This is a genomic window from Streptomyces sp. NPDC020192 (assembly GCF_044388685.1).
GTDB lineage: Bacteria > Actinomycetota > Actinomycetes > Streptomycetales > Streptomycetaceae > Streptomyces.
Genome location: NZ_JBIRXG010000012.1, coordinates 73,897 through 99,091 on the forward strand (window position 1 = coordinate 73,897; position 25,195 = coordinate 99,091).

29 protein-coding genes are annotated in these 25,195 nt (G+C 71.2%); 17 read left to right on the forward strand and 12 right to left on the reverse strand.

The features are described 5' to 3' along the window. Positions 1-50 precede the first annotated feature (50 nt). Positions 51-689 carry a LysE family translocator gene (locus ACH47Z_RS23305; RefSeq protein WP_399076607.1) on the reverse strand — a complete coding sequence of 213 codons (639 nt, stop codon included), beginning with the start codon at positions 687-689 and terminating at the stop codon, positions 51-53. 81 nt (positions 690-770) lie between these two features. Between ACH47Z_RS23305 and ACH47Z_RS23310 the strand changes: the two genes are divergently transcribed. From ACH47Z_RS23310 to ACH47Z_RS23320, 3 genes are all read left to right on the forward strand, one after another. After that, positions 771-2,111, forward strand: coding sequence for a PLP-dependent aminotransferase family protein (locus ACH47Z_RS23310; protein ID WP_399076609.1), 1,341 nt, complete (start codon positions 771-773; stop codon positions 2,109-2,111). Positions 2,112-2,195: 84 nt separating this feature from the next. After that, positions 2,196-2,747 (forward strand): carboxymuconolactone decarboxylase family protein, encoded by a 552-nt coding sequence (locus ACH47Z_RS23315; protein WP_399076611.1) that lies wholly within the window; start codon positions 2,196-2,198, stop codon positions 2,745-2,747. Further along, complete coding sequence (locus ACH47Z_RS23320; protein ID WP_399077026.1) at positions 2,744-3,610, forward strand: RNA polymerase sigma-70 factor; 867 nt, start codon at positions 2,744-2,746, stop codon at positions 3,608-3,610. Before ACH47Z_RS23315 ends, ACH47Z_RS23320 begins: the two co-directional genes overlap by 4 nt. 59 nt (positions 3,611-3,669) lie before the next feature. On the opposite strand, the gene ACH47Z_RS23325 is transcribed toward ACH47Z_RS23320, so the two are convergent. Beyond that, entirely contained in the window at positions 3,670-4,587 is a 918-nt protein-coding gene (locus tag ACH47Z_RS23325) for an NADP-dependent oxidoreductase (RefSeq protein ID WP_399076613.1), read from the reverse strand. A 193-nt stretch (positions 4,588-4,780) separates the two neighbouring features. Between ACH47Z_RS23325 and ACH47Z_RS23330 the strand changes: the two genes are divergently transcribed. From ACH47Z_RS23330 to ACH47Z_RS23340, 3 genes are all read left to right on the forward strand, one after another. After that, a complete protein-coding gene (locus ACH47Z_RS23330) occupies positions 4,781-5,248 on the forward strand; it encodes a helix-turn-helix domain-containing protein (RefSeq protein ID WP_399076615.1) in 468 nt (155 codons plus the stop codon). 78 nt (positions 5,249-5,326) lie between these two features. After that, a complete protein-coding gene (locus ACH47Z_RS23335) occupies positions 5,327-5,923 on the forward strand; it encodes a hypothetical protein (protein WP_399076617.1) in 597 nt (198 codons plus the stop codon). 112 nt (positions 5,924-6,035) lie between these two features. After that, positions 6,036-6,383 (forward strand): DUF2516 family protein, encoded by a 348-nt coding sequence (locus tag ACH47Z_RS23340; RefSeq protein ID WP_399077028.1) that lies wholly within the window; start codon positions 6,036-6,038, stop codon positions 6,381-6,383. 48 nt (positions 6,384-6,431) lie between these two features. On the opposite strand, the gene ACH47Z_RS23345 is transcribed toward ACH47Z_RS23340, so the two are convergent. The 4 genes from ACH47Z_RS23345 to ACH47Z_RS23360 form a co-directional block, all read right to left on the reverse strand. Further along, positions 6,432-7,742, reverse strand: coding sequence for a PP2C family protein-serine/threonine phosphatase (locus ACH47Z_RS23345; RefSeq protein ID WP_399076619.1), 1,311 nt, complete (start codon positions 7,740-7,742; stop codon positions 6,432-6,434). A gap of 281 nt (positions 7,743-8,023) precedes the next feature. Beyond that, positions 8,024-9,127 (reverse strand): C40 family peptidase, encoded by a 1,104-nt coding sequence (locus ACH47Z_RS23350; protein ID WP_399076621.1) that lies wholly within the window; start codon positions 9,125-9,127, stop codon positions 8,024-8,026. A 195-nt stretch (positions 9,128-9,322) separates the two neighbouring features. Next, a complete protein-coding gene (locus tag ACH47Z_RS23355) occupies positions 9,323-10,108 on the reverse strand; it encodes a class I SAM-dependent methyltransferase (protein WP_399076623.1) in 786 nt (261 codons plus the stop codon). 246 nt (positions 10,109-10,354) lie between these two features. Then, positions 10,355-11,038: an LAETG motif-containing sortase-dependent surface protein gene (locus ACH47Z_RS23360; RefSeq protein WP_399076625.1), complete on the reverse strand. Its 684-nt coding sequence runs from the start codon at positions 11,036-11,038 to the stop codon at positions 10,355-10,357. Positions 11,039-11,335: 297 nt separating this feature from the next. Between ACH47Z_RS23360 and mshA the strand changes: the two genes are divergently transcribed. Together mshA and ACH47Z_RS23370 are read left to right on the forward strand one after the other, a co-directional pair. After that, complete coding sequence (gene mshA / locus ACH47Z_RS23365) at positions 11,336-12,673, forward strand: D-inositol-3-phosphate glycosyltransferase (protein ID WP_399076627.1); 1,338 nt, start codon at positions 11,336-11,338, stop codon at positions 12,671-12,673. Continuing rightward, complete coding sequence (locus tag ACH47Z_RS23370) at positions 12,666-13,166, forward strand: YbjN domain-containing protein (protein ID WP_399076630.1); 501 nt, start codon at positions 12,666-12,668, stop codon at positions 13,164-13,166. The genes mshA and ACH47Z_RS23370 overlap by 8 nt, the downstream gene beginning before the upstream one ends. Positions 13,167-13,181: 15 nt before the next feature. On the opposite strand, the gene ACH47Z_RS23375 is transcribed toward ACH47Z_RS23370, so the two are convergent. Further along, on the reverse strand, positions 13,182-13,985 hold the full coding sequence (locus ACH47Z_RS23375; RefSeq protein WP_399076632.1) for an AraC family transcriptional regulator: 804 nt from the start codon (positions 13,983-13,985) through the stop codon (positions 13,182-13,184). A 49-nt stretch (positions 13,986-14,034) separates the two neighbouring features. On the opposite strand from ACH47Z_RS23375, the gene ACH47Z_RS23380 reads away from it, so the two are divergent. Beyond that, positions 14,035-14,496 carry a DUF2000 family protein gene (locus ACH47Z_RS23380; RefSeq protein ID WP_399076634.1) on the forward strand — a complete coding sequence of 154 codons (462 nt, stop codon included), beginning with the start codon at positions 14,035-14,037 and terminating at the stop codon, positions 14,494-14,496. Positions 14,497-14,525: 29 nt separating this feature from the next. Here ACH47Z_RS23380 and ACH47Z_RS23385 read toward each other — a convergent pair whose 3' ends face one another. Then, positions 14,526-15,002, reverse strand: a complete 477-nt coding sequence (locus ACH47Z_RS23385) for a carboxymuconolactone decarboxylase family protein (protein ID WP_399076636.1) — start codon at positions 15,000-15,002, stop codon at positions 14,526-14,528. Positions 15,003-15,504: 502 nt separating this feature from the next. Between ACH47Z_RS23385 and ACH47Z_RS23390 the strand changes: the two genes are divergently transcribed. Then, complete coding sequence (locus ACH47Z_RS23390; protein ID WP_399076638.1) at positions 15,505-15,714, forward strand: hypothetical protein; 210 nt, start codon at positions 15,505-15,507, stop codon at positions 15,712-15,714. An 88-nt stretch (positions 15,715-15,802) separates the two neighbouring features. Here ACH47Z_RS23390 and ACH47Z_RS23395 read toward each other — a convergent pair whose 3' ends face one another. Further along, complete coding sequence (locus ACH47Z_RS23395) at positions 15,803-17,074, reverse strand: MDR family MFS transporter (RefSeq protein ID WP_399076641.1); 1,272 nt, start codon at positions 17,072-17,074, stop codon at positions 15,803-15,805. Positions 17,075-17,254: 180 nt separating this feature from the next. Here ACH47Z_RS23395 and ACH47Z_RS23400 point away from each other — a divergent pair, with 180 nt between their 5' ends. Beyond that, positions 17,255-18,016 (forward strand): phosphoglyceromutase, encoded by a 762-nt coding sequence (locus ACH47Z_RS23400; protein ID WP_399076642.1) that lies wholly within the window; start codon positions 17,255-17,257, stop codon positions 18,014-18,016. Positions 18,017-18,101: 85 nt separating this feature from the next. On the opposite strand, the gene ACH47Z_RS23405 is transcribed toward ACH47Z_RS23400, so the two are convergent. Continuing rightward, positions 18,102-18,257 (reverse strand): hypothetical protein, encoded by a 156-nt coding sequence (locus ACH47Z_RS23405; RefSeq protein WP_399076646.1) that lies wholly within the window; start codon positions 18,255-18,257, stop codon positions 18,102-18,104. Between the two features lie 114 nt (positions 18,258-18,371). Next, positions 18,372-19,061 (reverse strand): phosphate signaling complex protein PhoU, encoded by a 690-nt coding sequence (gene phoU, locus ACH47Z_RS23410; protein WP_399076649.1) that lies wholly within the window; start codon positions 19,059-19,061, stop codon positions 18,372-18,374. Positions 19,062-19,241: 180 nt separating this feature from the next. Here phoU and ACH47Z_RS23415 point away from each other — a divergent pair, with 180 nt between their 5' ends. Next, positions 19,242-20,501 carry a sensor histidine kinase gene (locus ACH47Z_RS23415; protein WP_399076651.1) on the forward strand — a complete coding sequence of 420 codons (1,260 nt, stop codon included), beginning with the start codon at positions 19,242-19,244 and terminating at the stop codon, positions 20,499-20,501. Then, the gene (locus tag ACH47Z_RS23420) at positions 20,498-21,178 is read left to right on the forward strand and encodes a response regulator transcription factor (protein WP_030342036.1); all 681 of its coding nucleotides are present in this window, start codon (positions 20,498-20,500) and stop codon (positions 21,176-21,178) included. Before ACH47Z_RS23415 ends, ACH47Z_RS23420 begins: the two co-directional genes overlap by 4 nt. 78 nt (positions 21,179-21,256) lie before the next feature. Here the strand turns inward: ACH47Z_RS23420 and ACH47Z_RS23425 are convergent, their stop codons facing one another. Then, a complete protein-coding gene (locus tag ACH47Z_RS23425) occupies positions 21,257-21,952 on the reverse strand; it encodes a DUF461 domain-containing protein (protein ID WP_399076653.1) in 696 nt (231 codons plus the stop codon). Between the two features lie 633 nt (positions 21,953-22,585). On the opposite strand from ACH47Z_RS23425, the gene ACH47Z_RS23430 reads away from it, so the two are divergent. From ACH47Z_RS23430 to ACH47Z_RS23445, 4 genes are all read left to right on the forward strand, one after another. Beyond that, positions 22,586-23,068, forward strand: a complete 483-nt coding sequence (locus tag ACH47Z_RS23430; RefSeq protein WP_003953493.1) for a CarD family transcriptional regulator — start codon at positions 22,586-22,588, stop codon at positions 23,066-23,068. Between the two features lie 322 nt (positions 23,069-23,390). Then, positions 23,391-24,167 carry a 2-C-methyl-D-erythritol 4-phosphate cytidylyltransferase gene (gene ispD, locus ACH47Z_RS23435; RefSeq protein WP_399076656.1) on the forward strand — a complete coding sequence of 259 codons (777 nt, stop codon included), beginning with the start codon at positions 23,391-23,393 and terminating at the stop codon, positions 24,165-24,167. Further along, a complete protein-coding gene (gene ispF / locus ACH47Z_RS23440; protein WP_399076659.1) occupies positions 24,157-24,660 on the forward strand; it encodes a 2-C-methyl-D-erythritol 2,4-cyclodiphosphate synthase in 504 nt (167 codons plus the stop codon). Before ispD ends, ispF begins: the two co-directional genes overlap by 11 nt. A 78-nt stretch (positions 24,661-24,738) precedes the next feature. Continuing rightward, positions 24,739-25,143, forward strand: coding sequence for a PPOX class F420-dependent oxidoreductase (locus tag ACH47Z_RS23445; protein WP_399076661.1), 405 nt, complete (start codon positions 24,739-24,741; stop codon positions 25,141-25,143). Positions 25,144-25,195 lie beyond the last annotated feature (52 nt).

The following is a 25,195-nucleotide window of genomic DNA, read 5'->3' on the forward strand; positions in this document are numbered from 1 at the left end:
ACGCCGCCGGCCCTGCCGGCGCTTCTCGAATCCTGACGGCCTCCGCGCGGTCACGCCGGTCCCGAGGTGTCGGCGGCCAGGGAGACGGCGAGGCCGCCGAGGACCGTGCCCATCAGCCAGCGCTGCACCTTGAGCCAGGAGGGGCGGCGGGCGAGGAAGACCGCGATCGTGCCAGCGGCCAGCACGATGGCCAGGTTGACCGCGATGCTGACCATGATCTGGACGGACCCGAGGACGAGGCCCTGGAGCAGGACATGACCGCGGCCCAGGTCGATGAACTGGGGGATCAGGGAGACGTACATGACGGCGATCTTCGGGTTGAGCAGATTCGTCATCAGGCCCATCGTGAACAGCCTGCGCGGCGAGTCGTGCGGCACGTCCTGCGGGGCGAAGACCGAGATGCCGCCCGGCTTCAGCGCGTTCCAGGCCAGGTGGGCGAGGTAGGCGGCACCGGCCAGCTTCACCGCGACGTACAGCTCGGGTACGGCGGTGAAGACGACCGACAGGCCCAGGTTCGCGGCGAGCAGATAGGCCAGGAAGCCGAGGGCCACCCCGCCCAGGGAGATCATTCCGGCCCGTCTGCCCTGGGTGATGCTGCGCGAGACGAGATAGATCATGTTCGGCCCGGGGGTGAGCACCATGCCGAGTGCCACCACGCTCACGCCGAACAGTCCGCTTGGCTCGATCATGTGGGGAGCGTAGGTCAGTTCAATAGCTCAGTGCAATCAAAAGATTGCGCTCGGTGCAATTCTGTGGTGAGGTGGCTGACCGTGACCGACTACCAGAGCGTCGCCGACGCCGTGGCGGAGGAGATCAGGTCCGGCGCCCTCGGACCCGGCGACCGGCTGCCCCCGCAGCGCGCGTTCGCGAAACGGCACGGCATCGCCAACTCCACCGCGACGCGCGTGTACCGGGAACTCGCGCGTCGGGGCCTGACCGTGGGCGAGGTCGGACGCGGTACGTACGTCCGCGCGGCCGCCGCCGACTCGCCCCCCGCGCTCACCGAACCGGCGGCGGGCGGCCGGATCGACCTGGAGCTGAACTACCCGGCCGTACCCGAGCAGAGCGCGCTGCTCGCCGAGGGGCTCGGCGGGCTGCTGCGCCCCGACGTCCTTGCGTCCGCCCTGCGGCCGGTCGGCGTGGCCGGGCTGCCCGCCGTCCAGGAGTCCGCCGCCGGGCTCCTCGCCCGTGGCGGCTGGCGTCCCGACCCCGCGCGCGTGCTGTTCGCGGGCAACGGCCGGCAGGCCCTCTCGGCCGTCGTCGCCGCCCTGGTGCCGCCGGGCGGCCGCCTCGGGGTGGAGGAGCTGACGTACCCGGTCGTCAAAGCGGTGGCCGCGCGGCTCGGCATCACCCTCGTACCCCTGGCCATGGACGAGCACGGCCTGGTCCCGCAGGCGCTGGCCGAGGCCCACGCGGCCGCCCCGCTGCACGCCGTCTACGTCCAGCCCAGGCTGCACAACCCGACCGCGCTCACCATGCCCGAGCAGCGGATCGCCGAGCTGGCCGAGGTGCTGCTACGGCTCGGGCTGCCGGCCGTGGAGGACGCGATCTGGGCGTTCCTGCGCGACGAACTCCCGCCGCTCGCCGCGTACGCCCCCGAGCGGACCGTCCTGGTCGACAGCCTCTCCAAGCGCATCGCCCCCGGCCTGACCCTGGGCTTCGCGGTCGCCCCGCCCGCCCTGACGGCCCCGGTCTCCGCCGCTCTCCGCGCGGGCGGCTGGACCCCCATGCGCTTCGCCCTGGAGGCCGCCCACCGCTGGCAGCAGGACGGCACGGTACGGAAGCTGGTGGCCGCCAAGCAGCGGGAGGCGGCGGTACGGCAGGAGATCGCGGCCCGGTGCCTGGCGGGTTTCGCCGTGCGGAGCGACGACCGCTCCTACCACTGCTGGTGGCAACTCCCGCGCCCCTGGCGGGCGGACACCTTCGTCGCGGCGGCCGCGCGGCACGGCATCGGGGTCGTACCGGCGGCCGCGTTCACCGTCGGCGACAGCCATGCGCCGAACGCCATCCGTGTCGGCCTGGCCACACCGTCGCCGGACGTCCTCGCCCAGGCGCTCACCACCCTCGCCGAACTGGCTCGCTCCGCCCCGGAGGACCTCGTCACCGACTGACGCGAGCCGGGTGTCACATCCGCGCACCCGCCGGTGTCTTCATGCCGAACGACCGGACAGGCCATACGGATTGAGGAGAAGGCGATGACGGTGCGCATTCCGAAGGCAGAACTTCCCGCCGATCTGCGGCAGGCCGTGCTCGAACAGCTCGGCGCCGTGCCCGAGCCCTTCGAAGTGCTGTGGAACCACCCGAAGCTCGCCGAGGCCAACCAGGAGTTCTCGGCGGCGATCGGCACGCTGGACGAGGCCGACGCGAGCCTCAAGACCTTCGCGCACATGGCCGTCGCGGCCCAGGTCGGCTGTAGCTGGTGCCTCGACATCAACTACTTCCACGCGCTGAACCAGAACCTGGACCTGGCCAAGGCGAGCCAGGTGCCGCGCTGGAGGGTGTCGGAGGTGTTCACCCCGCTGGAGCGGGACGTGCTGGAGTACGCGGAGGCCATGACGACCACCCCGCCGACCGTCACCGACGAGCTCTCGGCCCGGCTGCTCGACCGGCTCGGCCCCGCGGCGCTGGTCGAACTCACCGTGTTCATCGGCTTCGCCAACCTGGCGACCCGGTGCAACACGGCGCACGGCATCACCTCGCAGGGCTACTCCGACGCGTGCGCGATCCCCCTGGCGCCGAAGGCATGACCCAGGACCCGTTCGTCACCCACCGCGGCCTGCTCTTCACGGTCGCCTACGAGCTGCTCGGCTCGGCGGCCGACGCGGAGGACGTGCTGCAGGAGTCCTGGCTGCGGTGGGCCGAGGTGGACCGGGCGCAGGTGCGCGACCCGCGGTCGTACCTCGTGCGTACCGTCACCCGGCAGTCGCTCAACCGGCTGCGCACGCTGTCGCGCCGCCGCGAGGAGTACGTCGGCGAGTGGCTGCCGGAACCCCTGCTGACCAGCCCCGATGTCGCCGACGACGTCGAGCTCGCGGAGAGCGTGTCGATCGCGATGCTGACGGTACTGGAGACGCTCGGACCGACCGAGCGGGCGGTGTTCGTGCTCCGCGAGGTCTTCGACCTGTCGTACGGCGAGATCGCCGAGTCGGTCGGGAAGACGGCCGCCGCGGTACGGCAGATCGCGCGCCGGGCCCGCGAGCACGTGGCGGCCCGCCGGCCACGCGTGCGGGTGAGCCGCGCGGAGCAGCAGGCGGTGGTGGAGCGCTTCCTGGCGGCACTGCGCACCGGGCAACTGCGGGAGCTGCTGGAGATCATGGCCCCGGACGTGGTCATGATCACCGACGGCGGCGGGGTGGTGACCGCCGCTCCGGCACCGCTGCACGGGGCCGGCCTGATCGCGGAGGTGCTCGCGGGCGCACACCGGAAGGTGACCACACTGGAGACGACGGCCGTCTGGCTCAACGGCACACCGGCCGGCCGCATCGACTTCGACGGCGAGCCGACCGCGGTCAGCCTCACGGTGGAGAACGGCCGGATCACCCGGATCCACGTCATCCGCAACCCGCACAAACTGACCCGCCTGAACGTCCCGGCCGACCTGGCCCGCTAGGCCCGGGCAACGCGTCCCGCTCTCTTGCCCCGGCTGCCCGGGGCAAGAGATGCCGGGGCCTACGGCCGGAGCACGATCTTGCCGTGGGTGTGCTGCCGTTCCAGTTCGCGGAACGCGTCCCGTACCCGCTCCAGCGGATAGGCGCGGGCGATCGGCACCTCCAGTTCCCCGCGCGCGGCGAGCCGGGCCAGCTCGCCGATCACGACCGCGCAGGCCGCCGCGCCTTCTCCGTGGGTGCGCGCACCGACCCTGGCCGCGGCCTGCCAGTCGCGGATCGTGTTGATCCGCTCGGGCCGCACGCCCAACTCCACCGCCAGCTCCACATAGCCGTTGCCGAACGTGTCGATGAACGCGTCGACCGTCCCGCCGGAAGCCTCCCGGATCCGGTCGGCCACGCCCTCCCCGTACTCGACCGGGACGACACCGCGATCCTTCAGCCAGGCGTGGTTCCGCTCGCTCGCCAGCCCGATCACCGTGGCGCCGTGCCGCCGCGCGAGCTGCACGGCGAGGGACCCGACACCGCCCGCCGCACCGGACACCACGACCGTGTCGGCCGGTCCGGGGTCCACCGCGAACACGGTGGCGTAGGCGGTCGTGCCGGCCACGTACAACGACCCGGCCACGTCCCAGGGCAGCTCCTTCGGACGGGAGACCAGATTCACGTCGTCGACCACCACGAACTCCGCATGGCTCGCCCTGCGATGGGTGAAGCCCAGGACCTCGTCGCCCACCGCGAAGCCGCGCACCTCGGGGCCGGCCTCCACCACGACGCCGGCCAGATCGCTGCCCTGCCCGGAGGGGAACGTCGCCGGCCAGCGCCGGTGCAGCGCACCCTCCCGGATATGCGCCTCGCCGGGCTGGATCCCCGCCGCACGGACCTCGACCAGCACCTGCCCGGGGCCGGGCACCGGCCGCTCCACCTCCTCCACCCGCAGCACATCGATTCCGCCGTACTCGTGGAACCGCACCGCTTTCATCGCGTGATCACCGCTCTTCCTCGTTCGGACAAGACTCGACCGTGCCCTCGCGCTCAACGTCTCGGGAACGGGGCTGTTTTCCCTTCGCGAGACAGATCATCAGGCCCGTCGGCCCCGCCTGCCTCACCCTCGCGACACACTTTTGCAAGCGAGGTGCTTGCAATTGTTAGCGAAGATGGGGCAAGGTGGAGGCATGGCATCACTGAACGTCGGCAATCTCGGTGAGTATCTGCGCGAACAGCGGCGGAACGCCCAGCTGTCGCTGCGGCAGCTCGCCGATGCCGCCGGGGTGTCCAATCCGTACCTGAGCCAGATCGAGCGCGGGCTGCGCAAGCCCAGCGCGGAGGTGCTCCAGCAGGTCGCCAAGGCCCTGCGCATCTCCGCCGAGACGCTGTACGTCCGGGCCGGCATCCTCGATGCCGAACGCGACCGGGACGAAGCGGAGACGCGCGCGGTCATCCTCGCCGACCCCTCGCTCAACGAGCGGCAGAAGCAGGTGCTGCTCCAGATCTACGAGTCCTTCCGCAAGGAGAACGGATTCGGGGTCGGCGAACCCGAGGCGGAGGAGAACGCGGTACTGGACGCGGACGGGAGCGATGCCGACATCGGCATCGACACCGATGCCGGTATCGATGCCGGTCCGCGGCGGACGGCCGGATAACCGGACCAGGGCGCCGGCCGCCCCACCGCGGACCACACCAACCTCAGCCGAACGCGAATCCGGGAGGACCAGATCACCATGGCCATCACCGACGACCTGCGCAAGACCCTCAGCGACCCGACTCCGCTCTACTTCGCCGCCGGCACCGCCGACCTCGCCTACCAGCAGGCCAAGAAGGTGCCCGCCCTGGTCGAGCAGCTGCGCGCCGAGGCCCCGGCCCGCATCGAGGCCGTGCGCAACACCGACCCGAAGGCCGTGCAGGAGAAGGCCGCCGCCCGCGCCAAGGAGGCGCAGGAGACCCTCCAGACCAAGGTCAACGAGTTCCTCGGCACCCTCGACGTGGACCTGAAGAAGCTCGGCGAGCAGGCCCAGGACCTCGCCCTGCGCGGCGTCGGCGTCGCCGCCGAGTACGCCGTCAAGGCCCGCGAGACCTACGAGAAGGTCGCCGAGCACGGCGAGCAGACCGTGAAGCACTGGCGCGGCGAGGCCGCCGAGGACATCGAGGAACTGGCCGTCGCCGTCGAGGGCAGGCCCGAGCCGGTCGAGGACAAGGCCGAGCCGAAGCCCGCCGAGGCCAAGGCCGAGCCCGCCGACGAGAAGAAGCCGGCCGCCAGGAAGGCCCCGGCCCCGCGCAAGAGCACCACGGCGAAGAAGACCACGCCGCCGGCGAAGTGAGCGCGGGCGACGAGCCGATACCGGGCCGGGCACCTTCGGGGTGTCCGGCCCGTTGTATGGGTACGGTGGCTGTACGGACGACGAGTCGACTCGGGTGGTGGGTACTGTGCTGATGACGGCAGTCGGCGGAGTGATGTGGCTGATCTTCACAGCCATGCTGGCGTTCGCCATCGTGGCGTTCGTGATGGCCGCGATCTTCCGCGAGGACGCCTACCGCGCCGCGGACAAGCAGAACAAGGGCTTCTGGCTGATCATCCTGGGCATCGCGGTGGCGGTGAACCTCTTCGTGCCCATGCTGTTCCTCCAGCTCGCCGGCCTGGTCGCCACGATCGTCTTCTTCGTGGACGTCCGCCCGGCCCTCCAGCAGGTCTCGGGCGGCAGGGGCGGCAAGGGATTCCGGCGCAGGGGGCGCGGAAGCAGCAGCGACGGTCCGTACGGGCCGTACAACGGGGGTCGCTAGTAGGCAGGCGAACCGCAGTTCCGCCTACCTACCAGGGCGAGGCCCCGTCTACGACGTCCTGTCGAGCAGCACCACAGCCACGTCGTCCGTCAACTCGCCCCCGTTCAGCTCACGGACCTCGGTGACCGCGGCCCGCAGCAACCCCTCGCCCCGCAGCCCCTCGGCGAGCTGCCGGCGGATCATCGACACCATCCCGTCCTGCCCCAGACGCTCACCGCCCTCGCCGACCCGACCCTCGATCAGCCCGTCGGTGTAGAGCATCAGGCTCCACTCGGCGCCCAGCTCCACCTGCATCCGCGGCCACCGGGCCCCCGGCAGCAGACCGAGCGCGGGCCCGTTGTTGTCGTACGGCAGCAGTCGCGCGTACCGCCCGGGACGGGCGAGCAGCGGCGCCGGGTGCCCCGCCAGGCACAGGCCCGCGCTGCGGCCGTCCGGCGCGATGTCCACCGTGCACAGGGTCGCGAAGATCTCCTCGTCGGCGCGCTCGTGCTCCAGCACCTGCTGCAGCGTGCCCAGCAGCTCGTCCCCGCACAGTCCGGCCAGCGTCAGTGCCCGCCAGGCGATGCGCAGCTCCACGCCGAGCGCGGCCTCGTCCGGGCCGTGGCCGCAGACGTCACCGATCATGGCGTGCACGGTGCCGTCGGGCGTACGGACGGCGTCGTAGAAGTCGCCGCCGAGCAGGGCCCGGGAGCGGCCGGGGCGGTAGCGGGCGGCGAAGCGCAGCGAGGAGCCCTCCAGCAGGGGCGTGGGCAGCAGCCCGCGCTCCAGGCGGCGGTTCTCCTGCGCGCGCAGCCGGCCCTCGGCCAGCCGCCGCTCGGCGGTGTCGGAGCGCTTCCGCTCCACCGCGTACCGGATGGCGCGGCTCAGCAGCCGGCCGTCCAGCTCGTCCCGGAAGAGATAGTCCTGCGCGCCGACGCGCACGGCCTCGGCGCCGCGCTCGGCGTCGGCGGAGGCGGTCAGCGCGAGCACGGCGTGCCGGGGCGCGAGCCGGAGCACGTGCTTGAGCACGGCCAGCTCGTCGCCGGCGTCGCTGCCGCCGGGCGCCGGGAGCGCGAGGTCGAGCAGGATGCAGTGGACGTCGTCGGTGAGCAGCCGCTCGGCCTCGGTGAGGTTGCGGGCGGTGCGCACACGGATCGGCTTGCCGGACGGGTCCAGCAGTTCGGGCACGATCGGCGAGCCGGCCGGATCGTCCTCGATCAGCAGCAGGGTGAGAGTGGTGCCGGTGCCGCTCGTGGGCGTGGCGTCGTGGTGGGCCAGGTGGGCCTCTTCCTTGAGGGGGCCGCCGACTGCGGAGGCGGCCTGCGCCTGACCACTCTCCACGGCCGGGATCGCTCTCTGCCGCGGTATGGGTACGGGCATCGTCTTGGTTCCTTCCCTCCCCCCGAGGGCATGGGCGGCGCCGAGGGTCTCGACGCCACCGACGGGTGACCATAGCGGCATTGCCCGCCCCGATGGAATGGTGTGAGCCGCGTCGCTCCCGCGCAGGTCACTGTCATATGCCGCGTTCCGTACGACAGTTGGACAGGGTGACGGAGCGTGCGGGATGACGAAGCTCACGTCATGCGGGGTTTGGGCGGAGATGGGGCGTGCGGTGGGTCACGTGACCCACGTCACCGGACGCCTGGCCGAAATGACCTGCCTCACGCGTCCGGGCGTACGACCCCCAGGATCGGCATCGAGCCGGCGCCCGCGATCGTCACGTTCCGGCCCGGGCGGGGGGCCTGGATGATCGCGCCGTCGCCGATGTAGAGGGCGACATGGCTGGCGTCGTCGAAGTAGATGATGAGGTCGCCGGGCCGCATGTCCTTGATGTCGATGTGCTTGAGCTGCTGCCACTGCTCCTGCGAGGTGCGCGGGATGGGGTGCCCGGCCGCCGCCCAGGCCTGGGAGGTCAGGCCGGAGCAGTCGTACGACTCCGGGCCCTCGGCACCCCACACGTACGGCTTGCCGAGCTGGGCGGTGGCGAACGCGACGGCCTTCTTGCCCTGCTCGGACGCCTTGCCGTTGATCTCCTTGAGGATGCCGGTGTCCAGCCACTGGGTCTGCGCCTTCAGCGCGGCCTGGTCCTCCAGCTCCTTCAGCCGCTCCTGGTCCTTCTTCGCCAGCTCGGACTCGAGCTTCTTGGCGGCGGAGATCTGCTGCTCGATCTTCTTCTTGGCGTCGGCCTTCGCTTGGCGCTCGGCGTCCAGCTTCTGCCACTGCTCGGCGGCGTCGGCGGCGTACGCCTGCAAGTCCCGCTGTGTGCCGGTCAGTTCGCCGATCAGATCCTTTGTCGCCCGCTGGCCCTGGAGCACCATCCCGGCCCCGTCCAGGACCTGTCCCGGGTCGTCGCTGAGCAGGAACTGGGCGGTGGGCGGGATGCCGCCGGTGCGGTACTGCTCGCGGGCCGCCGCGCCCGCCTGGTCCTTGAGCCGGTCGAGCTTCGCCTGCCCCTCGACGATCTTCTTCGCCAGCGCGACGATCTCGGTGGACTGCTTCTTGGTCTTCTCCTCGGCCGCGTTATAGGCGTCGGTGGCTACGGCCGCGTCGTGGTAGAGCGCGTCGAGCTTCTCGCGGACCTTCTCAAGGTCCTTGCTGGGCGCGGGAGTCGAGGAAGGCGACGAGGACGGTGTGGGCGACGGCGTCGGGGAGGCGCTCGGGGTCGGTATCGGGGCGGCGAAGGCCGTGCCGGGTGCCGCCAGCACGGTCACCGCGCAGACCACGGTCACGGCGGCCGCAAGGATGCCGCGCTTGCCCCAGCCCATCACACGTCCCCCAAACTGATTTACCGTCAGTAACTTACGGTGCCTGGGGGATCGTGCCACGTCACGGCGGAAAGCGACAGAGGCAGGCGTTCTCTCCTTGTTCCCCCCTTACCGGCCCCGGCAAGACGATCTCCCCGCCGGTGTGACGAACGGCGCACGAGGTTCGTTCCCTCGCTCCGTCCCCGAACGGGTGATTCAGTTCCGGGGCGCCAACGCCCCCCACGCCACCGTCACTTCGCCCTGCCGCCAGCGCGCCGGGGAGTCCGTCACCGGCCAGTCCGCCGTCAGGTCCCGTACCGCGCGCAGCCAGCGCTGACGGGCGCCGTAGGAGGCGTAGGGCGCGGCAGCGGCCCAGGCGCGGTCGAAGTCGCGCAGGAAGGCGTGCACCGGCTCGCCGGGTACGTTGCGGTGGATCAGCGCCTTCGGCAGCCGTTCGGCGAGGTCGGACGGCCGCTCCAGCGAGCCCAGCCGGGCGGCGAAGGTCACGGTCCGCGGGCCCTCCGGGCCGAGCGCCACCCACACGTGCCGCCGCCCGATCTCGTCGCACGTCCCCTCGACCAGCAGCCCCCCGCGCGAACCGGCACCGGCCGGGGCGAGCCGCGCGCACAGCCGCTCCCAGACGGCGGCGACCTGGTCCTCGTCGTACTGGCGCAGCACATTGGCGGCCCGCACGAGCACCGGACGCCCCGGGACGGGGATCTCGAACCCGCCGTGCCGGAAGGCGAGCCCGTCCCGCTCGTACGGCCTGGCCTCCGCCACCCGCTCCGGTTCGATCTCGACGCCGACCACGCGCGCGCGTGGCGCGGCCGTCCGCAGCCGGCCGAGCAGCTCGACGGCGGTCCAGGGCGCGGCGCCGTAACCGAGGTCGATCGCCAGCGGGTCCCCGGCACGGCGCAGCTCGGCGCCGTGCGTGGCGGCGATCCAGCGGTCCATGCGCCGCAGCCGGTTGGGATTGGTCGTCCCGCGCGTCACCGTTCCCACGACGGGGGTCCCCCCGCTCGAGCGAAGCCGAGAGTGGGGGAGGGTCGCTGCGCGGGCTGTCATGTGTACGAGGGTAAGCGGGCGCGGGGATGGGGCCGGCCTGGTCGGGGGTGGGTGAGGGGATGGGGTAGCCCTGGTCGGCGGCGGGTGAGGGCGTGGGGCCGGCCCGGCCGATGGTGGTCGGCCGGGCCGGGCCGGGCCGGGGCGCCGGGGGCGGCGGCGGGAGCGGTGTGCCGGGCGCTCGGGTCAGCGGGAGCGGTGTGCCGTCCTGCGGCGCAGGGCGAGGACGAGGCCGCCACCCACGACGACCAGCGCCGCCGCCGCACCGGCGATCACCGGGGTGTTGCTGGAGGCACCGGTCTCGGCGAGGTTGGTGCCGCCGCCCGCGGGCGACGGGGCGCTGCTCACGGTCGGCGTGGGGGCCGCGCTGCTGCTGTGCGTCGGGCTCGGGGCGGCGGAGGACGCGGGAGCGGAGGGCACCGGGGAGGCCGAGGAGGAGGAGCCGCCGGAGCCGGACGGCGCGCAGGTGAAGTCGTCCGGTACGACGACCGGCGGCTTGAGGTCCTCGTCCACGCTGTCGCCCGCCTTGACGTGGATCACGAAGGTCTGTCCGGCGTACCAGCTCAGGGGATGCAGGTCGACGCTGACACCCTCCGCGGTCGGGTGCTCGATGGTCTTGGTCTCGATGTCCCGCTCCCCGCCGGGCATGCTCAGCTCGATCTTCAGGGTGACGGTGGCCGGGGTGCCGGAGGCGTCCTTGTCGGTGACGCGGACGACGGGCTTGCCCGAGCTGTCGCAGGCGGGGGCGGCGGAGAAGTCGCTGATGTCGCAGGCGAGCGCAGTCTGCGCGGCGGCGACGGAGAGTGCGGCCGCGGCGGCTGAGGTGCCGATGACACGAGCCGCTCGGGTGAGACGACGGGAACGGAACACGCTGGTCCTCGGATTCGACGGGAGGGGAGGTCCGACGAGGAAGCGTGTACATGCCCTGTGCATACGCTGTCAAAGGTTGTATTGGCGCAGGTCAAACCTTCTTCTAGAGGCTCCTCGCGACAGGTCAAGGGGCTCCATGCGGACTCGGCGCCAACCCGAACGGTTGATCGACTCAAGGTCATGATTGGGTAAAGCGGTCCGATCGGGAAATGGCGGCGCCCCCGCCCGCTGTTGCACCCCGTGGGAGGGCACCGCAAGTCCTCCGTCCGGCATGCCCGCAGCGAGGAGGAACGCCACGTGAGCCAGTACGTCAGCAGGCTCGGGCGACGCTCCCCGGCGGCCGCCCCCCGGCTCCGGCTGCACCGCAGGCCCCGCCGGGTCGCCATGCTCTCCGTGCACACGTCCCCGCTCCACCAGCCCGGCACCGGCGACGCCGGCGGCATGAACGTCTACATCGTGGAGCTGGCCCAGCGCCTCGCCGCGCAGGGCATCGAGGTCGAGATCTTCACCCGGGCCACCTCCGGCGGTCTCGCGCCCACCGTCCAGCTGGCTCCCGGCGTGCTCGTGCGCCATGTCGACGCGGGGCCGTACGAAGGGCTGGCCAAGGAGGACCTGCCCGCCCAGCTGTGCGCCTTCACCCACGGCGTGATGCAGGCCTGGGCCGGCCACCGCCCCGGCCACTACGACCTCGTCCACTCCCACTACTGGCTCTCCGGTCACGTCGGCTGGCTCGCCGCCCAGCGCTGGGGCGTGCCCCTGGTGCACGCCATGCACACCATGGCCAAGGTCAAGAACGCCAACCTGGCCGACGGCGACACCCCCGAGCCCGCCGCCCGCGTCATCGGCGAGACCCAGATCGTGGCCGCCGCCGACCGGCTCATCGCCAACACGGCGGAGGAGGCCGACGAGCTGGTACGGCACTACGCGGCCGACCCCGCCAAGGTCGCCGTGGTCCACCCCGGCGTGAACCTCGACCGCTTCCGCCCGGCCGACGGCCGCGCCGCCGCCCGGGCCCGCCTCGGCCTGCCCCCGGACGCCCTGATCCCGCTCTTCGCGGGCCGCATACAGCCCCTGAAGGCCCCGGACGTGCTGTTGCGCGCGGTGGCGGTGCTGCTCGACGAACGCCCGGAGCTGCGCTCCCGCATCCTCGTGCCGGTCGTCGGCGGCCCGAGCGGCAGCGGCCTGGCCAAGCCGGAGGGCCTGCAGAAACTGGCCGCACGCCTGGGCATCGCGGATGTCGTACGGTTCCGCCCGCCGGTCGGCCAGGAGCAGCTCGCGGACTGGTTCCGGGCCGCGTCCGTGCTGGTCATGCCGTCGTACAGCGAGTCCTTCGGGCTGGTCGCCATAGAGGCGCAGGCGGCCGGTACGCCGGTGCTGGCGGCGTCCGTCGGGGGCCTTCCGGTGGCCGTACAGGACGGCGAGACCGGCTTCCTGGTCCAGGGCCACAACCCGGCCGACTACGCGCGCGTGCTGCGCCGTTTCGCCGACGAGCCGTCCCTCGTGACGAGCATGGGCCAGGCCGCGGCTCACCACGCCCAGCGCTTCGGCTGGGACACGGCGGCCGCCGCCACCGCCGAGGTCTACATGGCCGCGACCCAGTCCCACCGCCGTCGCGTACGCTCCCCCCATGGGTGATGTCGAGAAGACGGCGCAGGTCCTGGAGGGTGTCCTCGAGGACGCCGAACTGGAGTGGGAGAGCCCCGAGCCCGGCACCTACGTGGTCAAACTCCCCGGCACCCGCAAGCTCTCGACCACGGTCTCCTTCCTCGTGGGCCGCCACTCCCTGTCGCTCAACGCCTTCGTCGTCCGCCATCCCGACGAGAACGAGGCCGGTGTCCACCGCTGGCTCCTGGAGCGCAACCTCAAGCTCTACGGCGTCAGTTACGCGGTCGACCGCCTCGGCGACGTCTACGTCACCGCCCGCCTGCCCCTCGCCTCCGTCACCCCCGACGAGATCGACCGCCTCCTCGGCCAGGTCCTGGAAGCGGCCGACGGCGCCTTCAACACCCTCCTGGAACTGGGCTTCGCCTCCTCGATCCGCAAGGAGTACGCCTGGCGGGTGTCGCGCGGCGAGTCGACACGCAACCTGGACGCGTTCAGGCATCTGATCGAGCGCACATCGGACTGACCAGCCGTACGACGCTCAGCGTGAACCGCGCCGATAGCGCCCCGGAGTGACCCCGACGAGGCGCTTGAAGTGCCGGGTGAGATGGGCCTGGTCGCAGAACCCGGTCGCCGCCGCCACCTCCCCCGGCGCCTGCCCGTCCAGCAGCAGCAGCCGCCGGGCCCGCCCGACCCGCCGTGACATCAGGTACTGGTGCGGGGCGATGCCGTAGGCGGTGCTGAACGCCCGTACCAGATGGGCGGGATGGGCGTGCAGCAGCCGCGAGGCCTCCTCGAGACCGACCCCCTCGACGACCCGCCCGTCGAGCAGTTCGCGCAGCCGCCGGGCGAGCACGGGATCGGCCCGGTGCACGGACGTGCCCTCCCCGCGCCGGAGATGATCCCGCAACCGCTCCCCGACGAGGGTCAGCCGGCTCTCCGCCTCCAGTTCGTCACCGGGCCGGGCGAGGGCGGAGTGCAGCTGCCCGACGCGGCGGCGCAGCAGCGGATCCACGAGGTCGGGCGCGTCGACGGCGGGCCCGATGAGGTCGGTGCCGAACCGGCTGCTGTCGAGGTACACGACCCGCTTGCGGAAGCCCTGCGGGGTGGCGGGGGAGCCGTTGTGCGGGACGTGCGGCGGCAGCAGCGTCACCGTGCCGAGCGGGGTGCCGTGCTCGTGCCGGTCCAGGTCGTACCGTACGGCCCCGTCGTCCACGATGAGCAGCGTCCAGACGTCATGGACGTGCATCGGGTAGGCGTACTCGGTGAAATGGGCGTGGAAGACCTCCACGACACCCGGGACACGCGGGCGCCAGGCGGAGACGTCCGGCTGAGCTGCGGCCACGCAAAGAACGTACAAGACGGAGCCGTGAGCGGGTCGGCAGTCTCAGTCCATGAACGACTCCATGAACGACTCCATGAACGACGCCACGCACGCGGAACCCGTCCGGTTCGACACGAAGATCGCCGTACTGCTCCGCGATGACCTGGAGCCCTGGCAGCGGCTGAACGTGACCGCGTTCCTGGTCAGCGGCCTGGGCAGGCGGATCCCGGAGGTGATCGGTGAGGACTACGAGGACGCGGACGGTGTCGGTTATCTGCCGATGTTCCGCCAGCCGGTCCTGGTCTTCGAGGGGACGAAGGAGACCCTGAAGGCGGCCCACGCAAGGGCGTTGAGCCGCGCCCTGCCCCGCGCGGTCTTCACCGCGGACCTCTTCACGACGGGCAACGACCGCGACAACCGCGCGGCGGTGCGCGCCGTACCGACGGCGGAGCTGGACCTGGTGGGACTGGCTGTCCACGGACCCCGGAACGGGGTGGACAAGGTGCTGAAGGGGGCGCGGATGCACCCGTGAGGTGACCCGCGGCCCCCGGCACGTCGGCGTCAGTGCTGGAACTGGCCCGGCTGGTAGTCGCCGGCCGGCATTCGGACGATGACGTTCAGGCGGTTGTACGCGTTGATGAGGGCGACCAGCGTCATCAGGCCGAAGAGCTGGTTCTCGTCGTAGTGCTTGGCGGCGTTCGCCCACACGTCGTCCGGGACACCGCCGGCCGCGTCGGCGATCCGGGTCCCCTCCTCCACCAGCTCCAGGGCGGCCCGCTCGGCCTCGGAGAACACCTTGGCCTCCCGCCAGGCGGCGACCAGGTGCAGCCGCTGCTCGGTCTCACCGGCGGCGCGCGCGTCCTTGGTGTGCATGTCGGTGCAGAACCCGCAGCCGTTGATCTGACTGGCCCGGATCTTCACCAGTTCCTGCGTGGCGGCGGGCAGCCCGGACTCCGCGACCACCTGGCCGACGGCGTTCAGGTGCTTGATCGCCTTGGCGGCGAGCGGGCTGCCGAAGAGGTTCAGACGCGGTTCCATGATCTGCTCCTGGGTGGTCGTTGCTGGCTACACACCTCTGACGGGCGGGCCCGCCGAGATGTGACATGGCCGAGTGTGACCCCACTCACCCCGTGTGTGGAGCGGCTCGCACGGCCCAGGACCGGGCGCCGATGCAGTCGTGAACGGAATCTGCACACCGCGCACGCAACTGCGCACCGGCCGGGTTCCCTTGGTGCGGAGTTGTCCTGATCGGCGCGGCGCGGGCAAGAGCTGTGACGCGCCTGTGTGGTGGGGTCTGTGGAGGAAGTACCGCCGACTCGTGTCCGTGCCCGCACGAATGAGTCACCTTGCGGTAGCAACCGCCCGGATGTGAGCGGTGGTTGACTGGATGCCCGGCGCCCTCCGTGGTTTGATCGCTCGCGCCGCCGGGATCGCGCCAAGGTGTCCTGAAAAGGATGGCGCACGCCTGCGGCGGCGGCCCACGTCTGTCCCCAGCGGGCCGCTTCCCTTGTGGACCACCCATGCGAAGGGCAGTTTCCCCATGAACTCCGCTCACCAGGTTCAGACCGTCGAGATCTCCGACGCCGAGCTCGACAACGTCTCCGGCGGCCTGAGCCCCGAGGTCAACCTCACCGTCGACTCCACGACCCTGAGCAGCGCCGGCCTGCTGTCCCAGCTCGGCGCTCTCCAGGGCGAGGCGCTGGGCGCCCTCGGCGAGTCCCACCAGGTCGGCTTCAGCGCCGCCATCTGATCGCTCCGATCGCTGCACCGAGCCCCCTGTCCGGCGGAGAACCGCCAGGCAGGGGGCTCGGTCGTGTGCCCCACTACACCCGGGCCGCTCAGGCCGTACGGACCCCGGCCTCGGCCCCACCCTCCGCGTCGACTGTCGAGGCAGGCACCGCCGGGCCCTCGTTCTCCTTCGGCAGCCCCCGCATCAGTAGCCCGTACCCCAGCCCGGCCACCGTCCCGACCACGGCGCACATCCCCCACAGCCACTCCGCTCCCCACCGGTCGATGACCGCGCCGGACATCAGCGGGGCGACCAGCGCGGCGACCGACCAGGACAGGGTGTAGACGCCCTGGTAGCGACCGCGCCCGTGGACCGGGGAGAGGCGGACGACGAGGCCGGTCTGGGTGGGCGCGTTGACGATCTCGGCGAGGGTCCACACGCACACGGTGACCATGAAGATCCCGACCGATCCCGCGAAGGCCGTCAGACCGAAGCCGTATCCGGCCAGCAGCGAGGAGACGACCAGCAGGGTGCGCGGGTCGCGGTGCTCGATGAACCGGGTGACCGGGATCTGCAGCGCGACGATCAGGATGCCGTTGACGGCGATGGCGAGGCCGTAGTCGGCGGGCGAGAAGCCGGCCCTGCCCATGGCCACCGGCAGTCCGACGGACCCCTGCTGGAAGATCAGCGCGACCAGGAAGGACAGCCCGACGACGGCCATGTACCGCCCGTCGCGCAGTACGGTCCCGAGGCTGACCTCGTCCTCGGCCTGCCTGGCCGTGGCGGCCGGCCGGGACTCGGGCAGCTTCAGGAAGACGACCAGCGCGCAGACGGCCGTCATCCCGGCCTCGATCAGGAACCCGGCGAGATAGCTGTACTCGGCGATGAACCCGGCGGCCGTGGAGGAGACGGCGAAACCGAGGTTGATGGCCCAGTAGTTCAGGGAGAATGCCCGCACCCGGTCCTCGGGGCGGACGATGTCGGCCATCATCGCCTGCACGGCCGGCCGGGAGGCGTTCGAGGCCATGCCGACGAGGAAGGCGACGCCGGCGATGGAGGCCGGGTCGGTCATGAAGCCGAGCAGCGCGACCGAGGCGGCCGTGGCGGACTGGGCGATGAGCAGGGTCGGCCGCCTGCCCAGCCGGTCGGCCATCACCCCGCCGCCCAGCGAGGAGACGACCCCGCCGAGCCCGTGCAGCGAGGCGACGAGGCCGGCGTACGAGGCCGAGTAGCCGCGGTCGAGGGTGAGGTAGAGGGCCATGAAGGTGGCCACGAAGGCGCCGAGCCGGTTGACCAGGGTGCTGGTCCACAGCCACCAGAACTCACGGGGGAGCCCGGAGACGGACTCCCGGGCGGCTCGTCTCAGACGTGCGGTGGACATGACGGCACAGACCCCCAGGTGTACGACGCCCAGGTGCGGGCGTTTGTAAGCGGCTCGAGCGGCAAGCGCAACTTACCGACGGGGGGCTGTCGGTGGCCACTCAATTAACAGACGCCGTCAACTGTCCACACCTCGGCCGGGCCGGGCAGTGCCCCGAACGCGTGGATTACGCTCTTTCCCATGGCCGACGCACCGTACAAGCTGATCCTCCTCCGTCACGGCGAGAGCGAGTGGAACGCGAAGAACCTGTTCACCGGCTGGGTGGACGTCAACCTCAACGAGAAGGGCGAGAAGGAGGCAGTCCGCGGTGGCGAGCTCCTGAAGGACGCCGACCTTCTCCCCGACGTGGTCCACACGTCCCTGCAGAAGCGCGCGATCCGCACGGCCCAGCTGGCCCTCGAGGCCGCGGACCGCCACTGGATCCCGGTCCACCGCAGCTGGCGCCTGAACGAGCGCCACTACGGCGCTCTCCAGGGCAAGGACAAGGCGCAGACCCTCGCGGAGTTCGGCGAGGAGCAGTTCATGCTCTGGCGCCGCTCCTACGACACCCCGCCCCCGCCGCTGGCCGACGACTCCGAGTTCTCCCAGGCCCACGACCCGCGCTACGCCTCCATCCCGCCGGAGCTGCGCCCGAACACCGAGTGCCTGAAGGACGTCGTCGTCCGGATGCTCCCCTACTGGTACGACGGCATCGTCCCCGACCTCCTGGCCGGCCGCACGGTCCTGGTCGCCGCCCACGGCAACAGCCTGCGCGCCCTGGTCAAGCACCTGGACGGCATCTCCGACGCGGACATCGCGGGCCTGAACATCCCGACGGGCATCCCGCTGTCCTACGAACTGGACGAGAACTTCAAGCCGGTCACCCCCGGCGGCACCTACCTCGACCCCGAGGCGGCCGCGGCGGCGATCGAGGCGGTCAAGAACCAGGGCAAGAAGAAGTAACCCCTGACGATCACCATGCGAGAGGGCCGGTGTGAAGTGTGTTCACACCGGCCCCGGGTGTTCGCGCCTGTTTCCGTGTGGTTCGTCAGCCGCACTGGCAGGGGTTGCCCGACTGGCACCCGCAGCCGCAGCCCGAGCCGCAGCCGCATGCGCCGAACAGCGGAAGGCTCCTGGTCTCGGCGGGCTGGTCGGTCTCGCGCTCCTGCGTGGGGTTGGGCGTGGTGCTGGGGGATTCGGCCATGGGTCCCTCCTAGACGCTTGGGCAGAGACGCCCTCGCCTATTTCATGCCCGCCACTCAGGGCGCATCAACGGCGCACGGTGGCGCCCCCGCGCCCGCGTAGCCGCCCCGGAGGGTTATGCGCCCTCGATGCCCGTCACCGGCTGGATGTCCGCCTGGAGCTCGTCCGCGTGCTCGCCGGTGACCAGGTAGACGACGCGCTTGGCGACCGCGACGGCGTGGTCGGCGTAGCGCTCGTAGTAGCGGCCGAGCAGCGTGACGTCCACCGCCGTCTCGATGCCGTGCTTCCAGCGCTCGTCGATCAGGTGCTGGAAGAGCGTGCGGTGCAGCAGGTCCATCTCGTCGTCGTCCTGCTCCAGCTGCATCGCGAGGTCGACGTCCTTCGTGATGATCACCTCGGCCGCCTTCGCCATCAGGCGCTGCGCGAGCTGACCCATCTCCAGGATGGTCGCGTGCAGGTCGTTCGGGACCGCGCGCTCGGGGAAGCGCAGCCGGGCCAGCTTCGCCACGTGCTGTGCGAGGTCGCCGGAGCGCTCCAGGTCCGCGGACATGCGCAGCGACGTGACGACGATACGGAGGTCGGTCGCCACCGGCTGCTGCCGGGCCAGCAGGGCTATCGCCCGGGCCTCCAGGTCGTGCTGCAGCTCGTCGACCTTCTGGTCAGCCTCGATGACGCTCTCGGCGAGCTTCAGGTCGGCGTCCAGGATGGCGGTCGTGGCGCGCCCGATCGCCGACCCGACCAGCCGGGCCATCTCCACAAGACCGTCGCCGATCGAATCAAGTTCCTCGTGGTACGCGTCCCGCATCAGGGTTCCCTCTCATAGGTGTGCTTGGTCCCCACGCTCCCACGTTCTGCCCCGGACGCGTCCGTTTCTGCCACCCCAAATGAACCAATACTGGCTCCAAGGTGAACTCTGGGCGACGAGTGTCCGAGGTCGCCCTTGGACGGCTGTGGGTATGTCGTACCCGCTGCTTAACCTGGATGCATGGACGTGAACGCGGCGGTCGCCGCAGCGGCAGCGATCGCCGGGGTGCTCACCGGTGTCATCGCCATGCTGGCGTTCCGCTGGAGCGAACGCGACCAGAAGCGACCGACCAGGACTTCCTTGCACACCGATCCCGTACTCCCGCCCGGCGTGGACACCGTACTGTCCGTGCTCCGCTCCTCGGCCGTCGTCCTCGACGAGGCCGACGCCGTCGTCAAGGCCAGCTCGGCCGCCTACGCCCTCGGGCTGGTCCGCGGCGGCAAGCTCGCCGTAGAGCCCATGCTCCAGATGGCCAGGGACACGAGACGCGACGGCGAGATACGCCAGGTCGAGCTGGACCTGCCGCGACGCGGCACCGGACGGGGCGAGGCCCTCGCCGTCTCCGCGCGCGTGGCCCCGCTCGGCTCCCGCCTGGTCCTGCTGCTGGTCGAGGACCTGACCGAGGCCCGCAGGATCGAGGCGGTACGACGCGACTTCGTGGCGAACGTCAGCCATGAGCTGAAGACGCCCGTCGGCGCGCTGTCCCTCCTCTCCGAGGCCGTCATGGACGCCTCCGACGACCCCGAGGCCGTCCAGCGCTTCGCGGGCCGCATGCAGATCGAGGCCACCCGGCTGACCAACCTGGTCCAGGAGCTCATCGACCTGTCCCGCGTGCAGAACGACGATCCGCTGGAGGACGCCGAGCCGGTCCGCGTGGACGAGCTCGTCGCCGAGGCCATGGACCGCTGCCGCCACCAGGCCGGTACGAAGCAGATCACCATGGCCGCCGGGGGCACGGCCGATCTGCATGTCTGGGGCAACCGCGGCCAGCTGGCCGCCGCCCTCGGCAACCTCGTCGAGAACGCCGTGAACTACTCCCCGGCCCGCACCCGCGTCGGCATAGCGGCCCGCCGGGTCAACGCCCCCGGCGGCGACTTGATCGAGCTGGCCGTCACGGACCAGGGCATCGGCATCTCCGACAAGGACAAGGACCGCATCTTCGAGCGCTTCTACCGCGTCGACCCCGCCCGCTCCCGCCAGACCGGCGGCACCGGTCTGGGGCTCGCGATCGTCAAGCACGTGGCCGCCTCGCACGGCGGGGAGGTCACGGTCTGGAGCGCCGAAGGCCAGGGCTCCACGTTCACCCTCAGACTGCCGGAGGCGGGCATGGCCCGCGACCGTGCCGCGCAGCACCCCGACCCCGACCTCGACGACGAGGCCGGTCACCCCACCGAGTCATCCCCGTACGAACCGCTTCCCGCCCCGGAGGTCCTTCCGTGACCCGAGTGCTCGTCGTCGAGGACGAGGAGTCCTTCTCCGACGCCCTGTCGTACATGCTCCGCAAGGAGGGCTTCGAGGTCGCCGTCGCGGCCACCGGGCCCGACGGACTCGACGAGTTCGAGCGCAACGGCGCCGACCTCGTCCTCCTCGACCTGATGCTGCCGGGCCTGCCCGGCACGGAGGTGTGCCGCCAGCTGCGCGGCCGCTCCAACGTCCCCGTGATCATGGTGACCGCCAAGGACAGCGAGATCGACAAGGTCGTGGGCCTCGAAATAGGAGCCGACGACTACGTCACCAAGCCCTTCTCGTCCCGCGAGCTGGTGGCCCGTATCCGCGCGGTGCTGCGCCGCCGTGGCGAGCCGGAGGAGGTCACCCCGGCCGCGCTGGAGGCGGGCCCGGTCCGCATGGACGTCGACCGCCACGTGGTGACGGTGGCCGGCTCCAAGGTCGACCTCCCCCTGAAGGAGTTCGACCTCCTGGAGATGCTCCTGCGCAACGCGGGCCGCGTCCTGACCCGCATGCAGCTGATCGACCGCGTCTGGGGCGCCGACTACGTGGGCGACACCAAGACCCTCGACGTCCACGTCAAGCGCCTCCGCGCCAAGATCGAACCGGACCCGGGCGCCCCTCGGTACCTGGTGACGGTCCGGGGGCTGGGGTACAAGTTCGAGCCGTAAGCCGTACGTACGGCTCGTGGCGCGCACGACGAAGGGCGGCACCCCCGGCAGGGGTGCCGCCCTCGTGTGTACGACTGCTCAGTGGCCGGCGGGCGACTGGGACGCGGAGCCGGTCGGGGTGGTGCCGGTGGACGCGGACTCGCTCGCGCCGGAGGACGGGGTGGCCTTGCCGCCCTTGTCCTTGCCCTTGCCCTTGGCCGGCTTGCCGCTGGTGGACGCGGACGCGCCCGGGGCGCCGGACGGGGTGGCCGGGGCGGACGGGATGGTGCTCGGGCCCCACTTGTCGAAGTAGCTGGTGGCCGGGACCACGAAGGCGTCCAGGCTCACCGGGCCGGTCTGGCTGAAGGTGAAGGTGACCTTCTGGACGTTGCCGTCCTGGACCGCCTGACGACCGCTGGGCAGCTCCGCAGAGGCGTTGTTCTTGCCGCCGAGGAGCAGGGAGCCGTGCGCCGGGACGGTCAGGCTCTGGCCCTTGGGGGCGGTCAGCGTGACCGACCCGCTCGTGCCCGGGAGGGAGATGGACTGGAGGGTCTCGTCCGAGGAGCCCTGGTTGAACAGGGTCGCGGAGATCACGGCCGGCCCGGTGGACTGCGGGTCCGGCTGGGTGATGATCAGGGCGTTCTGGACCTTGATGTTGCCGACGGCGGTCGCCGCGTTGTCGGGCTTGATTCCCAGGGTCTGTGAGTCGTTTCCGGCGCCACAGGCGGCGAGCGAGGCGATCGAGAAGGCGATGGCGGAGGCGGCGAGGGCGCCGCGTCGAAGGCTGCTGCTCACGGCGGCGGCAACTCCTTGAACGCGCGGGCGGCTCCCCTTATAAAGCCACCCTAAGTGTCTGTCAGCGGGCTTAGGTTACCGAGCCGTTCCCACGCCACCGCACCCGACCCTCCCCAAGCGTCCGGCTTGCCTCCGGCTGGGGGTACTGCGCGCCCTGTCGTCACTCCAGTCACAAGTGGCTCTTGAGTCACTTTGAACGAGCCCTCGTCCGCCATTCGTATAACCGCGCGCAAAATCTGTGTGAAGGAATGCAAGACCGTCCCCGCGGGCCGTCCTCGATATTGATCACCGGGGACCCCTCCGTACCAGGCGTTGATCAATTTCGGATTCGTGTCACATCCGCCTGCGGATCCACGACCACGCATCGAACGGAGTAGCGCAAGTCGTACGCTTGGAACAGGACAAATCGGGACGTTAAGCCACTTGGCGAGGGCGCTCGGGGTGTGTAACGTACGCGTTTCTCCCCGCCCGAAGAGCCCCTCCGACCTGCGAATACCCGCTTCCGCAGACCTCTCGAAGCACGTTCCTGTCGCTGTTGTCAAGCCCCGAGATATGCCCTGACCTGCGAAAACGCCATTCAGAAGACGCCGTATCCGTGTTACCCTGGATAGCCACGGAAGGGGTACCTGTCACATGACGTTCAAGGTTGGCGACACCGTGGTCTATCCCCATCACGGGGCCGCGCTGATCGAGGCCATCGAAACTCGCCAGATCAAAGGCGTGGACAAGACCTACTTGGTGCTGAAGGTCGCCCAGGGTGACCTGACGGTGCGTGTGCCAGCGGACAATGCTGAGTTCGTGGGCGTGCGTGATGTGGTCGGTCAGGATGGGCTGGACCGGGTCTTCGAGGTGCTGCGCGCGCCGTACGCCGAGGAGCCCACGAACTGGTCTCGTCGTTACAAGGCAAACCTGGAGAAGCTCGCCTCCGGCGATGTCATCAAGGTCGCGGAAGTCGTGCGTGACCTGTGGCGTCGCGAGCGCGAGCGCGGACTGTCCGCCGGTGAGAAGCGCATGCTCGCCAAGGCCCGCCAGATCCTGGTGAGCGAGCTCGCTCTCGCGGAGAACACCAACGAGGACAAGGCCGAGGCCCTGCTCGACGAGGTGCTCGCCTCCTGACACGCGCCGTGGGCGGCGACCTCTCGCTGCCGGCACGCTCAGCACAGTGAAATGCCGCGGTGCCCGATGACACTGATCCGACACTGACCCTGTCGGATCCTGTCGCCGGGCGCTGCGGCATGTTCGTCCCCGCGGGCGTGCGCGGCGACGTGTGCGCGTGTACGTCGGGGAAGTCAGTGGACGCGTCCCCCGATACTTGATGTGCCGGGCCCGGGCAGTTGGCCTCGACCGGGGTCACGGAAGGGTCCGGTCAAGGCGTCGCGCCCGGCACTCCTCCAGGCCATACCCACCTAGGTCGAGCACACAAACCTGACAGGAACCGATGTCTGACGAATCGCGCCCCTCACCTGCGCAGACCCCCGTCGCAGCCGTGATTCCCGCCGCCGGCCGGGGCGTACGCCTCGGTCCGGGCGCCCCCAAGGCGCTGCGCGCGCTGAACGGCACGCCCATGCTCATCCACGCGGTCCGCGCGCTCGCCGCGTCCCGCCATGTCTCCCTGGTGATCGTCGTCGCCCCGCCCGACGGCGCCGCCGAGGTCAAGTCGCTGCTCGACGCGCATGCCCTGCCTGGAGGCACCCCCAGCGGTAGCTGGGGGAGGACGGACTTCCTGGTGGTGCCGGGCGGGGAGACCCGCCAGGAGTCGGTCAGGCTGGGCCTGGACGCCGTACCGCCGGAGTACGGCGTCGTCCTCGTGCACGACGCGGCCCGCCCGCTCGTCCCCGTCGACACGGTCGACGGGGTCATCGAGGCCGTCCGCGAGGGCGCGCCCGCCGTCGTCCCCGCGCTGCCGCTGGCCGACACCGTCAAGGAGGTCGAGCCGGCCGCCGTGCCCGGCGCCCCCGAGCCGGTCGTCGCCACCCCGGTGCGGGCCCGGCTCCGCGCCGTCCAGACACCGCAGGGCTTCGACCGCGCGACCCTGGTCCGCGCGCACGAGACCGTCACGGACGACGTGACGGACGACGCGAGCATGGTCGAACAGCTCGGCCTGCGGGTGGTGACCGTCCCCGGCCACGAGGAGGCCTTCAAGGTCACCCGCCCCCTCGACCTGGTCCTCGCCGAGGCGGTCCTGGCCCGCAGGAGGCTGAACGATGGATTCTGAGGCCGGCTTCGTGCTGCCCCTGCCGCAGGTCGGCATCGGCACCGACATCCATGCCTTCGAGGAGGGCCGCGAGCTGTGGTGCGCGGGCCTGAAGTGGGAGGACGAGGGGCCCGGGCTGGCCGGCCACTCCGACGCCGACGTCGTCGCGCACGCGGCCTGCAACGCCCTCTTCTCCGCCGCCGGGCTCGGTGACCTGGGGCAGCACTTCGGCACCGGCCGGCCCGAGTGGTCGGGCGCCTCTGGGGTCACGCTGCTCACCGAGGCCGCCCGGATCGTCCGCGCGGCGGGCTTCACCGTCGGCAACATCGCCGTCCAGGTGATCGGCCCCCGCCCGAAGATCGGCAAGCGGCGCGCCGAGGCCCAGAAGATCCTCTCCGCGGCGGCCGGCGCCCCCGTCTCCGTCTCCGGCGCGACGACGGACGGCCTCGGCTTCCCGGGCCGCGACGAGGGACTGATGGCGATCGCGACGGCCCTGGTGGTCCGTACGGCCTGACGGCGGCGCTCGCGATGCGCGTGTGCCGAGAGCGTGCGAGGGTACCCGGAGAGTCACCGTCGACCGAGGAGGTACCCCATGCCCGCCACCCTGCCCGACCGGCTCAAGTCCCTGCTCGACGGTCCCGTCTTCATCGTGGTGGGCACGATCCAGCCCGACGGCCGCCCCCAGATGTCTCCGGTGTGGGTGAAGCGGGACGGCGACCAGATCCTGTTCTCCACGACCGTCGACCGCCGCAAGAAGAAGAACCTCGACCGCGACCCCCGGGTGAGCGTCATCGTCCAGGACCCCGAGACCCCTTACGTCTACGGCGAGATCCGGGGCACCGCGGAGTTCACCACCCAGGGCGCCAACGAACTGATCGACGAACTGTCGAGGAAGTACACCGGCAAGAAGTACGCGGAGTTCAACCCGGCCTCCGCCGATGACGCCGCCCGCGTCGTCGTCAGGATCACCCCGGAGAAGATCGTGGGAATGTTCTGAGCCGGATTGTTCTGAGCCAAGAGGCACAAGGCATCACTCCGCGCCCACTACC